At 51.0% G+C, this 12,931-nt stretch carries 12 protein-coding genes; all 12 read left to right on the top strand.

The window, feature by feature from the left end:
- Nucleotides 1–16: 16 nt before the first annotated feature.
- From FGS84_RS16775 to FGS84_RS16720, 12 genes are read left to right on the top strand one after another with little or no spacing between them, the layout of a single operon-like run.
- Nucleotides 17–517 carry a (2Fe-2S)-binding protein gene (locus tag FGS84_RS16775; protein WP_138309680.1) on the top strand — a complete coding sequence of 167 codons (501 nt, stop codon included), beginning with the start codon at nt 17–19 and terminating at the stop codon, nt 515–517.
- Entirely contained in the window at nt 518–2,800 is a 2,283-nt protein-coding gene (locus FGS84_RS16770) for a molybdopterin cofactor-binding domain-containing protein (protein ID WP_138309679.1), read from the top strand.
- A complete protein-coding gene (locus tag FGS84_RS16765; protein ID WP_138309678.1) occupies nt 2,797–3,525 on the top strand; it encodes an SDR family NAD(P)-dependent oxidoreductase in 729 nt (242 codons plus the stop codon). The genes FGS84_RS16770 and FGS84_RS16765 overlap by 4 nt, the downstream gene beginning before the upstream one ends.
- Before the next feature lie 29 nt (nt 3,526–3,554).
- Entirely contained in the window at nt 3,555–4,514 is a 960-nt protein-coding gene (mch, locus tag FGS84_RS16760) for a methenyltetrahydromethanopterin cyclohydrolase (RefSeq protein ID WP_138309677.1), read from the top strand.
- A gap of 43 nt (nt 4,515–4,557) precedes the next feature.
- The gene (locus FGS84_RS16755) at nt 4,558–5,541 is read left to right on the top strand and encodes a thiamine pyrophosphate-dependent dehydrogenase E1 component subunit alpha (RefSeq protein ID WP_138309676.1); all 984 of its coding nucleotides are present in this window, start codon (nt 4,558–4,560) and stop codon (nt 5,539–5,541) included.
- Entirely contained in the window at nt 5,541–6,518 is a 978-nt protein-coding gene (locus FGS84_RS16750; protein ID WP_138309675.1) for an alpha-ketoacid dehydrogenase subunit beta, read from the top strand. The genes FGS84_RS16755 and FGS84_RS16750 overlap by 1 nt, the downstream gene beginning before the upstream one ends.
- A 34-nt stretch (nt 6,519–6,552) precedes the next feature.
- Nucleotides 6,553–7,887, top strand: a complete 1,335-nt coding sequence (locus FGS84_RS16745; RefSeq protein WP_138309674.1) for a dihydrolipoamide acetyltransferase family protein — start codon at nt 6,553–6,555, stop codon at nt 7,885–7,887.
- A gap of 53 nt (nt 7,888–7,940) precedes the next feature.
- Nucleotides 7,941–9,341 (top strand): amidohydrolase, encoded by a 1,401-nt coding sequence (locus FGS84_RS16740; protein ID WP_138309673.1) that lies wholly within the window; start codon nt 7,941–7,943, stop codon nt 9,339–9,341.
- A 10-nt stretch (nt 9,342–9,351) separates the two neighbouring features.
- Nucleotides 9,352–10,359 carry a dihydrofolate reductase family protein gene (locus tag FGS84_RS16735; protein ID WP_138309672.1) on the top strand — a complete coding sequence of 336 codons (1,008 nt, stop codon included), beginning with the start codon at nt 9,352–9,354 and terminating at the stop codon, nt 10,357–10,359.
- An 18-nt stretch (nt 10,360–10,377) separates the two neighbouring features.
- Nucleotides 10,378–11,796, top strand: coding sequence for a dihydrolipoyl dehydrogenase (gene lpdA, locus FGS84_RS16730; RefSeq protein WP_138309671.1), 1,419 nt, complete (start codon nt 10,378–10,380; stop codon nt 11,794–11,796).
- Nucleotides 11,797–11,817: 21 nt separating this feature from the next.
- Nucleotides 11,818–12,165 (top strand): hypothetical protein, encoded by a 348-nt coding sequence (locus FGS84_RS16725; RefSeq protein WP_138309670.1) that lies wholly within the window; start codon nt 11,818–11,820, stop codon nt 12,163–12,165.
- On the top strand, nt 12,165–12,926 hold the full coding sequence (locus FGS84_RS16720; RefSeq protein WP_138309669.1) for an MBL fold metallo-hydrolase: 762 nt from the start codon (nt 12,165–12,167) through the stop codon (nt 12,924–12,926). Before FGS84_RS16725 ends, FGS84_RS16720 begins: the two co-directional genes overlap by 1 nt.
- Nucleotides 12,927–12,931 lie beyond the last annotated feature (5 nt).

Genomic DNA, 12,931 nt, shown 5'->3' with positions numbered 1-12,931 from the left:
GCATGGGAGTGAGATAATGGAACAGGTGTGTCTGGATATTAACGGAAAAAAAATACAGGTAAGCGTAGAAAAAAACTGGAACTTATTATTCGTGCTGCGGGAGGTTTTGGGACTGACAGGCGCAAAGTGCGGATGCAGTACAGGGGACTGCGGCGCCTGTAAAGTCATTATTGACGGGAAGGCGGTGAATTCCTGTCTGATGCTTGCAAGAAACATGGAAGGAAAGAAGATTGAAACCATTGAAGGTCTTTCCGACGGAACCGCCCTTCACCCGATTCAGCAGGCATTCATAGACGCCGGGGCAGTACAATGCGGGTACTGCACACCGGGAATGGTGATGTCCGCCAAGGCTCTTCTGGACCAGAACCCCAATCCCACAGAGGAGGAAATCAGGAACAACGGCATTTCCAATAACCTGTGCCGGTGCACGGGGTACGTGAAGATTGTGGAGGCCATCCAGCTGGCTGCAAAGCGGATGGCGGAGGCAAAGGCCGGTGTGCAGAAGGAGGAAAACTGAATGGGAATGATAGGACAGAATATCCCGGTCCGTGACGCGGCCATGAAGGTAACCGGGCAGTTGAAATACACGGCTGACCTGGAATTTCCCGGAATGCTCCATGCCAAGATATTGTTCAGCCCCGTGCCCCACGCCAGGATAAAGCGGATTGATACAAGCCGGGCCGAGGCGTTAGAAGGTGTCCATGGGGTGGTGTGTTACTTAAACTCCCCGGACACAAAGTACAACAGCTGCGGCGAAGAGATTGACGGGCACAAGACAGAACGGGTATTTGACGATACGGTGCGCTATGTGGGTGATAAGGTGGCGGCTGTGGCAGCGGATACAGTGAAGATTGCGGAACAGGCGTTAAAGTTAATCCAGGTGGAATATGAGGAGCTGCCCTTCTATACAGACCCCAGGGAAGCGCTGAAGGAAGGAGCCTATCCCATTCACGGGGAAAGCAATATTATTTTTCCGGTGGATATGGGAGCCGGTGATGTGGAGGCGGGGTTTAAGGCAGCGGATTATATATATGAAGATACGTATACCACACCGGCCATTCACCACAGCGCCATTGAGACACATGCATCCATTGCTGTCTATGAAAGCAGCGGCAAGCTGACCGTCTATACGCCCAGCCAGGATGTGTTCGGATACAGGAAGAACCTGAGCCGGATTTTCGGACTCCCCATGAGCAAGGTACGGGTGGTGAATCCGGGGATGGGCGGCGGATTCGGCGGAAAAATCGACACAGTGACAGAGCCTGTGACAGCGCTGCTTGCCATGAAGACAGGACGGCCGGTGAAGCTGGTTTACAACAGGCGGGAGGATATCGTGTCCTCCAGGACCCGGCACGGAATGGAAATCAGGATTAAGACCGGCGTAAAAAAGGATGGGACAATTATATCCCAGGACATGGAGGTCATCATCAATGCGGGAGCATATGCAGGCGGGACCATGAGTATTGTGTGGGCCATGAGCGGTAAGTTTTTCAAAAACCATAAGACCCCCAATATCCGGTTCAGGGCCACACCGGTCTATACCAACACTCCCATTGCAGGCGCTATGAGGGGATTTGGTTCCCCCCAGGAATTTTTTGCACAGCAGTGCCAGATGAACCAGATAGCAAGGGACTTACATATAAGCATCATTGATATGCAGCTGAAAAACCTGGTTGAGCCGGATGGTTTTGACCAGAGGAACGGGCAGAAGCATGGAAATGCAAGGCCCATTGACTGTGTGAAAAAGGGAATGGAATTATTCGGCTGGGAAGAGGCTGTAAGGGAGCAGGAGGAATCCAGGGCGGCAGGCGGCAGGTACCGCATTGGAGCGGGAATGGCTGCAGCCACTCATGGAAACGGAGTATACGGCGTGTGTCCCGACACAACAGGCGTCATACTTAAGATGAATGAGGACGGTTCCGTTGTCATGTTTACCGGGGTCAGCGATATGGGCAATGGTTCCGTTACCACCCAGGTCCAGGCTGTATCAGAGGAACTGGGAATCTCCATGGACCGGATTGAATGTATACAGTCGGATACCGACACCACCATGTATGATTTGGGAAATTACTCCAGCAGAGGCACCTATGTGAGCTGCAATGCCGCAGTGAAGGTGGCAAGGCAAATCAAACAGGAGCTGCTGAAAGAGGCGGCCCAGCTTTTGGAGGAGGAACAGCAGAACCTGAAGCTTGAGGACAACGGGGTCTGTGTGAAAACCAATCCTGATAAAAGGGCAACCCTGGAGGAGGTCATCACACATGCAAGGAAGGTGAACCAGAGAGATATCTGCTGTGCAGACACATTTGCCTCCTATGGGCTGGCCATGTCCTATGGCGCCCACTTTGTAAAGGTATCGGTGGATACCCAGACAGGCGGGATTAAGGTCCTGGAATATACGGCGGTGCACGATGTTGGAAAGGCATTAAACCCCATGTCCGTGGAAGGCCAGATTGAAGGCGCGGTACAGATGGGACTTGGATACGCGCTGTCGGAGGGCATCATAATTGACGACAAGGGAAAGGTGAAAAACACTACCTTTAAGCAGTACCATATCATGAATGCCAATGAGATGCCGCCCATCAAGGTGGGGCTGGTGGAGGAGACAGAGCCCACAGGGCCCTATGGGGCAAAGAGCATCGGGGAATGTTCCGTGGTGCCGTCCGCCGGTGCAATTGCAAATGCTGTTGCAAATGCAATCGGGGTCCAGGTACACCACCTGCCGTTAAAACCGGATGCAGTGCTGAAACTCCTGGCCCGGGAAAATGGGACAGTTGACAGAAGGGATGGAATCACTGTATGAGATTTGAAAATAAAGTAGTGGCAATTACAGGCGCAGGACAGGGCCTGGGCGCAGGGTTTGCAAAGGCATTTGCCGGAGAGGGAGCGGTGACGGTGCTGATTGGGAGAACCGGGGGAAAGCTGCAGGCAGTTGCGGAGGAAATCAGGAAAGAGGGCGGCAGGGCGCTGGTGAAAACCTGCGATATCGCCGTACCGGAACAGGTGGAGCAATGCTTCCGCGAAATTGAGCAGGAGGCGGGAACCGTGGATGTACTTGTGAACAATGCGGCTTATCACAAGTCTGTTCCCGTGGCAGAGACATCCAATGAAGATTGGCTGAGCCAGATTTCCATTAATCTCAACGGAACCTTTTTCTGTACAAAGGCAGTCCTGCCGGCCATGATACGGAACCGGTACGGTAAAATCATCAACATCAGTTCTTCGGCAGCCAAGCATTTCTTTCCCGGATTCGGCGCATACGCTGCGTCAAAAGGCGGAATCGTAAGCTTTACCCATACGCTGTCCGAGGAAGTCAAACAATATGGGGTGAATGTCAATGCCATCTACCTGGGAATGACCAATACGGAGCATACAAGGGAACGGATGGACAGCGACCAGGCGGTTACCATTGATTTGGATTCCATGCTCCAGGTGGAAGAGGTGGCGGAGGTAGTGACATTCCTGGCATCGGATGCAGCGGCGCCGATTATGGGCGCAGCCATTGATGTGTTTGGAAAGAAATCATAAGCAAGTAAAGATAAGACGGAGGAGCATACATGCTGAACATTAATGCAAAAGCAATGAAAGTCGTACGTGAAATCATGGAGGATGCAGACGCCCTTGGATGCAAGGTCATAAAAATGAACTGCGGGGCAACGCTCATTGACATGGGAATTAACTGTGAGGGAAGCTGGAAAGCAGGGGTACTGTTCACAAGGGCATCCATGGGAGACATGAGCACAGTTACCCTTGGGGAATTCAGGCTGAATGAGGATTATACCTTTGCTTCGGTTGAGGTGCTGGTCAACAAGCCTCTGATTGCCTGTATGGCCTCCCAGATAGCGGGATGGAAACTGGGGGACGGGGAGTTTGCCACCATTGGTTCCGGACCTGCCAGGGCAATTGCCCATGTGGACTCGGACTGGTATTTTGAGATGACGGACTACAAGGAAGAAAATAACGAGGCGGTGCTGTGCCTCCAGGATGTGAAGTATCCCACGGACCAGATGGCCCTGGAGGTGGCGAACGCCTGCCATGTAAAGCCGGAGGACACCTATATCCTTATTTCCGACAGTACCTGTGTGGTTGCATCCATCCAGGTGTCGGGCCGGATGCTGGAACAGACCTGCCACAAAATGTTTGAAAAGGGATTTAATGCGGGACAGATTGTAATGATTCGGGGAACAGCCCCCATTGCCCCCATTGTAAAAGATGAAATGAAGTCCATGGGCCGGATTAACGATGCCCTTATCTACGGCAGCAGCGTGGAAATCTGGGTGGACGCATCGGACGAGGACATTGAAAAGGTGATTCCCGGGCTGGTGGGAAAGACCTCGTCGCCCTGCTACGGTCAGTTATTTGAGGATGTGTTTGAAAAAGCCGGAAGGGATTTCTTCTATGTTGACCATGATGTCCATTCCCTGGGAAGAGTGCAGATTCACAATATTAATACGGGAAAGGCATTCTGCGGGGGAGAGATTAATTACAAGGTATTGGAACAGTCATTTTTAAATTAATATAAATACGCTATGGCGAAGAAGATTATTAGGAGGAAATGAAATGGCACTAAGTAAAGAACGACTTCTGAAGGTATACCGGGACATGGTAATGATTCGCAGGTTTGAAGAGGTGATTGAGGAGTATGCTGCAAACGGAACGATTCCCGGATTCGTACATCTGTCCATTGGCCAGGAGGCGTGCCAGGCAGGCGTGGTGGATGCCCTGAAGAAAACAGATTATAAATTTCCGGACCACAGGGGCCATGGGGCCATTGCCCTTTGCGGAACAGACCCGAAACTGGTAATGGCTGAGATATTTGCAAAAGAGACAGGAATCAACCATGGACGGGGCGGCTCCATGCATGTCAATGACCTGGAGTGCAGGAACATGGGATTTAACGGAATCCAGGGTTCCACCATGGTAACCTGTCTGGGAACCGCCTTTGCATCTGTGTATAACGGGACAGATGATGTGACCGCAGTATTTCTTGGGGACGGAACATTGGGCGAGGGAACCTGCCATGAGAGCATGAACATGGCAGCCACCTGGAAGCTTCCCATCATTTATTGTCTGGTAAACAACGGATACGCCATATCCACGCGCTACGAGGAAGCCCATCCCCAGAAGGAGTTAAAGACATGGGGCGAGGGATACGAGGTTCCAAGCTACCGCCTGGACGGAAACGACATTGAGGCTGTCATCGAAGCAGTGGAAGAAGCCGCGAACCGTGCAAGAAAGGGCGAAGGACCCACTGTGCTGGAGTTCATGACATACCGCTGGCAGGGACATTTTGCAGGCGACCCCGCAGCATACCGCCCCGAGGACGAGGTATCTTACTGGGTGAATGACAGAGACCCGCTGAAACTGACAAAAGCAATTCTCCTTGAGAGGGAGCAGGTTGATACGGCCGTGATTCAGGCAATTGAAGAGGAAGAAGAAAAACACGTACAGGAAATGCTCAAATTCTCCCTGGAGAGCGGGTATCCGGGAATTGAGACTGCAACAACATATACATATGCTGATAGAGAGGTGGAATTAAGATAATGGGCAGAAAACTTTCTTATGGAATGGCAATCAATGAGGCGCTGCACCAGATGATGGGCGCAGATGAAAGAGTATTCATATTAGGCGAAGATGTGGCAAAGATGGGCGGAGATTTCGGAATCACAAAGGGAATCTGGGAAAAGTGGCCCAACCGTATCAAGGATACGGCATTGTCCGAGTCGGCAATCCTGGGATTGTCCTGCGGAGCAGCTGTATGCGGGTTAAAACCGGTACCGGAAATTATGTTTGCCGATTTCCTGGGCGTTTGTTTTGACCAGCTGACAAATAATGCAGCCAAATTAAATTTCATGTATCAGGGAAAGGCACACTGCGGTATAACAGTGCGTGCCGTACAGGGCGGAGGAATCCGGTGTGCTTACCATCACTCTGCATGTGTGGAATCCTGGTTCATGAACACCCCCGGACTGGTGGTTGTATGCCCCACCACTCCTTACGAGGCAAAGGGAATGCTGATTTCCGCAATTAAAAGCGACAACCCGGTACTGTTTTTAGAGCACAAAACCCTTTATAATGTGAAGGGCGAAGTGCCGGTGGATATGTATGAGATTCCGCTGTATGAGGCTGAGGTGGAGAGAGAGGGAAGCGACATCACAATCGTTGCAACCCAGATTATGCTTGACAAGGCCCACAAGGCGGCTGACATCATGGCAAAGGAAGGGGTTAGCGTGGAAATCATAGACCCGAGAACCATTTATCCGTACGACAAGGATACGATTCAGAAATCAGTGGCAAAAACAGGCCGTATCATTCTGGCCCAGGAAGGCCCCAAATGCGGTGGCTGGGGAGCGGAGTTCTCTGCAATGATAAGCGAGGATGTATTTGAGTATTTAAGCGCGCCGATTAAGCGTGTCACATCCCTGGATTCCCCGGTGCCATATGCACCTGTGCTGGAGGATTACGTATTGCCGCAGCTGGATGACCTGGTAAAAACATGCAGGGAATTGATGGAATATTAAAAATGCCGTGAGCGGAGATTGAGAGGGAATACATATGGTTACAAAAGTAATTATGCCTAAGTTCGGTTTGTCCATGGAAACAGGAGTCCTTGGTTCCTGGCTGGTGGAAGAAGGAGCTTCCGTTACAAAAGGAAGCGCACTGGCAGAGATAACAACAGATAAAATTACCAATACATGCGAGTCGCCCAAAGACGGAATCCTCCGCAGGATTTTGCTGCCGGAAGGGGAGGAGGCTGCCTGCGGCGAAACCATTGCGATTCTGGCCGACACGGCTGACGAGGATATATCGGCAGAGTGTGAAGGGGGCCAGGGAGATAGCGGGGCATCCGCTGACAGCGGGGAGCAGGCGGCTGAGACAGCCCCGGCTCCGGCGAAGGCCAATGCGGCCGACATTAAAATCACGCCCAGGGCTAAAAAGGTAGCGGAGGAACAGGGACTGGAATATTCACATATCGAGGGAACCGGACTGCTGGGGGCAATCACGATTTCTGATTTGAAGAAGCATGGAATTCCCAGGAAGGACCTGGCAGGTGCTGCCCCGGCCGGTTCATCTGCAGCCGCAGCTTCATCCGCAGCCGTATCTGATGCAGGTGTAGCTGCAGCCGCATCTGCTGCACCCGCAGCCGCCGCAGCCGCCCGGATTGCTGCTCCAAAGGCAACCTATGACACGCGGCCATGTGAAGGCGAGGATGTCATTGTCAAGATGAGCTCCATGGAGACTACCATTGCAAAAGCAATGCAGAACAGTCTGCTGACAACCGCCCAGGCCACCATAGCGACAGAGGCGGAGATAACGGAGCTGGTTAAGGTATACAAACAGTTAAAGGGAAAATATACCAATGCAGGCGTTAAATTAAGCTATACGGCAATGCTGATAAAAGCAGTTGCCATGGCGTTGGAGAACCATAAGGCCCTGAGAAGCACTATGGCGGATGAGAACCATATCAAAATCAGCAGCCGCATCCACATCGGCGTTGCCGTAGATATTCCGGGCGGACTGATTGTGCCTGTGATTCGCGATGCAAATATGAAGGACCTGCGCACAATCTGTCTGGAATTATCAGACCTTACAGAGCGGGCAAAGAATAATAAACTGACATCAGACCAGCTGGGCGGGGCAACCATTACCATTACCAACCTGGGCATGTTTGGAATCACCTATTTTACACCGGTGTTAAATGTTCCGGAATCAGCCATCTTAGGCGTTGGAACCATTATTGAGAAGCTGATGGTGAAGGACGGAGGATTCTATCCCGCATCCGTTATGAACTTCAGCCTTACCCATGACCACCGTATTGTCAACGGAGCGCCGGCAGCAAGATTCTTAAAGGAAGTGACTGCCAGCCTGCAGGATTTTAAGTGGGTATAGGAAACCGTTGAACATTCATCCCGCCGTCTGTGCGCCAACAGGAGGAAAGCCATATGAAAAAAGCAGATGTTATGATTAAGAATGCGTATATCATAACAATGGACAATGACAGGACTATCATCAGCAATGGTTGCATTGTGATTGATAAAGATAAGATTACAGCAGTTGGAGGCGGGGAGCTGGCATCCGGTTACGAAGCCTCCAGGGTGGTAGATGCAAAAGGGAAGTTTGTATTTCCGGGCATGATAAGCACCCATTCCCATCTGTTCCAGACCATGCTAAAGGGCCTGGGCAGGGATAAACTTTTATTTGACTGGCTGGACAGCTCCGTGCGCACGGCCCTGCACCGGTTCGACGGGGAAATGTGTTATTACGCCGCCCTCACAGGATGCATGGAGGCCATTCAGTCCGGCACCACCACCATATTGGATTATATGTACTGCCATACCAGCCCCGGACTCAGCGATTATGTGACACAGGCCATGGAGGATATAGGAATACGCGGCATATACGGCAGGGGCTTCACCAATACCGCAAACTTTCCGCCGGAATTTAAGGTGGCCCATCATGACACGGAACAGGATATGTTTGATGATGTGAAACGCCTGTACAGGAAGTATCAGGGACACTCCAGGATGAGCGTTGCCCTGGCTCCGGGCATTATCTGGGATAATACGGATGACGGCTACCGTGAGATGCGCAAAATGGCCAATGAGATGCATATACCTCTTACCATGCATGTGCTGGAATCAGAGGATGATGATAAATACTGCAAGGAAGTAAGGGGAGGAAGAACCATACCCCATCTGGAGCGTCTTGGATTCATCGGACCTGATTTTATAGCGGTACACTGTGTCTGCATGGAAGAGGAAGACTTTGACATCTTTAAACAGTACGATGTAAAGGTCAGCCACAATCCGGTATCCAATATGATTCTTGCCTCCGGCGTTGCGCCGGTTGAGAGGATGGTGAAGGAGGGACTGACGGTCAGCCTTGCCTGCGATGGCTCAGCCAGCAACGATACCCAGGACATGATGGAGGTACTGAAGACAACCGCCCTGCTCCAGAAGGTGCACTTAAAAGATGCAGCCGCAATGCCTGCATCCAAGGTGCTGGAGCTGGCAACCCTGGGAGGAGCGAAGGCGGTTATGCGGGAAGGGGATTTGGGGGCAATCGCACCCGGAATGAAGGCAGACCTGGTAATCTACGACCCATACCACGGCCGTTCCATACCGGTCCATGACCCGGTCAGCGCAATTGTATATTCTTCCAGCCAGGCAAATATTGAGTCCGTTATGGTGGACGGCGTGTTCGTAATGGAGCAGAAACACATGACCATGATTGACGAAGAAAAAGTATTGTACGCAACGCAGAAGGCAGCTGAAAAGCTGATATCCGAAGTGGGACTGGGCAACACGCAGTGGGGAAAAAAGATTGGAAATCTGGGGCTATAGGAGGAAATGAATGAACGAATTAGTATTCTTTGAAATACCAAAACAGAATTTGAAGATTCAAATCGTCAAAAAAAGCGACGGGATACTGGAACAGATAAAGAAAGAGTCTGCTGAGACAGCAGTGATGCCGGATGTGGCTGAGTATTACACGGATATCTATTTCCCGAAGGCGCCGGCAGACCGGCCCTATACCTTTTCTTCCATCGTGCTTTCCTCAGACGGAAAAATGGCATATGGGGATAATCCGTCCGGGCCCCTTATAGCAAAGAATAATTTCCTTGACCCGGACGGTTCACTGGGGGATTTCTGGGTGCTGAACGTGCTGCGGGCTTATGCGGACGGAATCATCATAGGGGCCCGCACACTGCTCAGTGAGCCGGGCATTACCTGTCATGTATATGAGGAGCGCCTGTCCAGGCAGCGGCGTGAGGTTCTGGGGAAGAAATACCAGCCCTGCGGTGTGATTGTTTCCCTGGACGGCACGGATATTCCCTTTGACCATTACATTTTCAATGTGGACCCAAAGGAGGAATACAAACTGGTTATTGCCACGTCCCCAAAGGGCAGTGAATACATAAAGGCCAATTCCCCTCTGAAGCATCAGGTGATTGGACCCTTTAAGACAATTGAGGATGTGGATAATGCGGATTTGGGTGAGCTTTACACAGACTTTACCACGTTCCCGGTTATAGTGACGGGAGAGGGGGAGAACCCGGATACAAAGGTGCTCATGTATGCCCTTAAGAAATGGGGGCTGGAGAAGCTCTGTATCGAGGCGCCTTCCTACTGCACCCATTTACTGCAGCAGGGAATGCTGGATGAATACTTTATCAACTATTCCATGGTGTTTGCAGGGGGCGGAAAAACACCGGGCTATGCAACGGAATTTGGATATATGGACCATCCCCATGCAGATTTTCTGACACTGGGAATCCATGAAAGCAATTTTATATTTACCCGTCAGAAGATTCGTTACGGAGTTACAAATGAAACAGATTTGTCGGGGTATAAGTACTAATTATAGAGTGAGTGTCAGATGGGAGGAACTATGGCAGGTACGGATTTGGTGGTAATCGGTGCAGGACCGGGCGGATATGTGGCCGCTATCAGGGCTGCGCAGCTGGGAATGAAGGTTGTGATTGTGGAAAAGGACGCATGCGGCGGAACCTGTCTGAATTATGGCTGTATTCCCACAAAAGCACTATACAAAAATGCCCAGGTAGTCAGCTATATGGACCGCAGCAGGGAGTTCGGAATTGAGATTGACGGCTACAGGCTGGATATGGAACAGGTCCAGGCCCGCAAGAACAAGATTGTAAAGACGCTGACAGGCGGAGTGGAATTTTTGCTGAAATCCAATAAGGTCACCATAGAGAAGGGCTGCGCTAAAATCATAAAAGCCGGTCTGGTGGAGGTGACAGGCAGGGACGGCGCTGTAAAGAAACTGGAAACAAAGCGGATTCTCATTGCATCCGGTTCCAAATCATCCAGGCTTCCCATTGAGGGCATGGACCTGGAGGGGGTCATTACCAGCAAAGAAGCGCTGGATATGAAGACGGTTCCGGAGGAAATCGTGATTATCGGCGGCGGAGTGATTGGCATTGAGTTTGCCGGTATTTATCAGTCCTTTGGCGCCAAGGTAACTGTGGTAGAGTTTATGCCCCACATCATTCCCAATGTGGACGTGGAAATCACCACCAGATTAAAGGGACTGCTGGAAAAACGCGGTATCGCAATCATGACAGGCTCCAAGGTTGAGAAGATTGAGAAAAAGGGCGGCAGACTGTCTGTGCAGGTGGATGCAGGCGGCAAAAAGCAGGTTCTTTCCTGCCGGCAGGTGCTTGTGTCAACCGGTCGTGAGATGGATGCAGAGGGCCTGAATCTGGATGGGGCCGGTGTGCGGTATGACCGCAAGGGAATCAAGGTGGATGAAAACTATGAAACCAATGTGCCGGGAATCTATGCAATCGGGGATGTGACAGGACGCGTCATGCTGGCCCATGTGGCATCGGAAGAAGGCAAGGCTGCAGTTGAGCGCATGGCAGGTGAGAAGACCCAGGTGGATTACAGCCTGATTCCCAATTCCATCTTTACGTTTCCCGATGTGTCCAGCATCGGGCTGTCGGAAGAACAGGCAAAGGAGCAGGGAATCGACTATATCACCAGCAAATACCAGTTCTCCGGCAACGGCAAAGCCCTTACCATGGGCGACGCCGAGGGGATGGTAAAGGTGATTGCTTCAAAAGATAAATCCAGGCTGTTAGGCGTACATATCATTGGCCCCAATGCAAGCGACCTGATTGCAGAGGCAGCCATTGCAATGAACGGAATGTTTACGGCGGAGGAGGCAGCCAATGTTATGCACGGGCATCCCACCCTCTCCGAGGCCTTTGATGAGGCGGTGTCCAATCTTCTGGGAAAAGCCATTCATATGCCGCCGGTAAAAAGCAGGTAATCAGGAAAAGGAGGCGTACATATGGAACTGAAAGTAAATGAACCAGGCCTTTTTATCGAAGAACTGGTATTTCAAGTAAAGCCTGAGCTGGTAAAACGGTATGTGGAATTAGAATATGAAATCATGGCAAAAGAGCTGGCTGTGCTGGAGGGCTTTTCCGGGTGGCAGATTTGGGTGAGCGAAACCAATCCCGGCCGTGTGACGTCTCTTTATTTCTGGAAGGATTGCAGCTCATACCGGAACATTGACCAGGAGTGGCTGTCCGGGAAAAAAGACGAGATTGCCCGGGTATTTGGGGCGGAAAACATGACCTTTGTGAGGGCTGGCCATGAAACAGACTGCAGATACCAGCTGCGCAGTCTTGGCTGATGGGGGATATACATATCACTCTGGTGGCCAACGCAGGTTTGTTAGTGGAGTGCAGCGGCGGGAAACTGCTGCTTGACGGCCTGCACTGTACGGAAAACGGGATGTTCAGTCCGGTGCCTCCTGATATCAGAGAGCAAATCATGAGGCGGGTTCCTCCCTTTGACGGAATCAGATGGATGGCATTTACCCATTTCCATGAGGACCATTTTGATTTGGGACTGGTAAACCGGTATCTGCAGGCAGCAGAACCTGAGATGCTGGTGATGCCGGAGGATACACAGTACGATGTATTATCAAGGCTTGAGACAGGCGTATGCAGGACAGAGTCCATTGAGCTGCCAATGGGCCAGTGCAAAAGCATAGGGCTGTGGGAGACGGGAAGCCTGACTGCATTTCCATCAAGACATGCAGGAAACGAGTATGAGAGAGTCAGCCATCTGTGTTATGTGCTTGAGGCTGATGGGAAAAAGGTATTAATCCTGGGAGATTCAGATTATGACAGCGTGTTTTTTGGGCGAATGACAGGTGCGCAGGAGTTTGATGCTGTTATTGCCAATCCGCTTTTTCTCCATCTTCCCAGGGGACGCAGGGTTTTTACACAGTCTGTACGGACGAAAAAAATTATTTTTTGTCACCTTCCCTTTGCGGAGGATGACAGGATTCATTTCCGGAATATGATGTCAGAAGACATGAAACAATATGAAAAAATACTGCCACCCATGAAGGCGCTTACGGTACCGCTTCAAAAAGTGAGCATTTAGTTTAT

Source organism: Clostridium sp. 1001271st1 H5 (assembly GCF_005845215.1).
In the GTDB taxonomy this organism is placed as follows: Bacteria; Bacillota; Clostridia; order Lachnospirales; family Lachnospiraceae; genus Enterocloster.
The sequence above is the reverse complement of the archived record's forward strand: the minus strand, read 5'-3'. Positions and strand labels throughout refer to the sequence as shown.

What these genes read in the sequence shown, in the direction of transcription:
- FGS84_RS16755 (WP_138309676.1), top strand. Translation starts at nt 4,558, where the DNA reads ATGGCACTAAGTAAAGAACGACTTCTGAAGGTATACCGGGACATGGTA.
- FGS84_RS16750 (WP_138309675.1), top strand. Translation starts at nt 5,541, where the DNA reads ATGGGCAGAAAACTTTCTTATGGAATGGCAATCAATGAGGCGCTGCAC.
- lpdA (WP_138309671.1), top strand. Translation starts at nt 10,378, where the DNA reads ATGGGAGGAACTATGGCAGGTACGGATTTGGTGGTAATCGGTGCAGGA.
- FGS84_RS16745 (WP_138309674.1), top strand. Translation starts at nt 6,553, where the DNA reads ATGGTTACAAAAGTAATTATGCCTAAGTTCGGTTTGTCCATGGAAACA.
- FGS84_RS16770 (WP_138309679.1), top strand. Translation starts at nt 518, where the DNA reads ATGGGAATGATAGGACAGAATATCCCGGTCCGTGACGCGGCCATGAAG.
- FGS84_RS16735 (WP_138309672.1), top strand. Translation starts at nt 9,352, where the DNA reads ATGAACGAATTAGTATTCTTTGAAATACCAAAACAGAATTTGAAGATT.
- FGS84_RS16725 (WP_138309670.1), top strand. Translation starts at nt 11,818, where the DNA reads ATGGAACTGAAAGTAAATGAACCAGGCCTTTTTATCGAAGAACTGGTA.
- FGS84_RS16740 (WP_138309673.1), top strand. Translation starts at nt 7,941, where the DNA reads ATGAAAAAAGCAGATGTTATGATTAAGAATGCGTATATCATAACAATG.
- FGS84_RS16775 (WP_138309680.1), top strand. Translation starts at nt 17, where the DNA reads ATGGAACAGGTGTGTCTGGATATTAACGGAAAAAAAATACAGGTAAGC.
- FGS84_RS16720 (WP_138309669.1), top strand. Translation starts at nt 12,165, where the DNA reads ATGGGGGATATACATATCACTCTGGTGGCCAACGCAGGTTTGTTAGTG.
- mch (WP_138309677.1), top strand. Translation starts at nt 3,555, where the DNA reads ATGCTGAACATTAATGCAAAAGCAATGAAAGTCGTACGTGAAATCATG.
- FGS84_RS16765 (WP_138309678.1), top strand. Translation starts at nt 2,797, where the DNA reads ATGAGATTTGAAAATAAAGTAGTGGCAATTACAGGCGCAGGACAGGGC.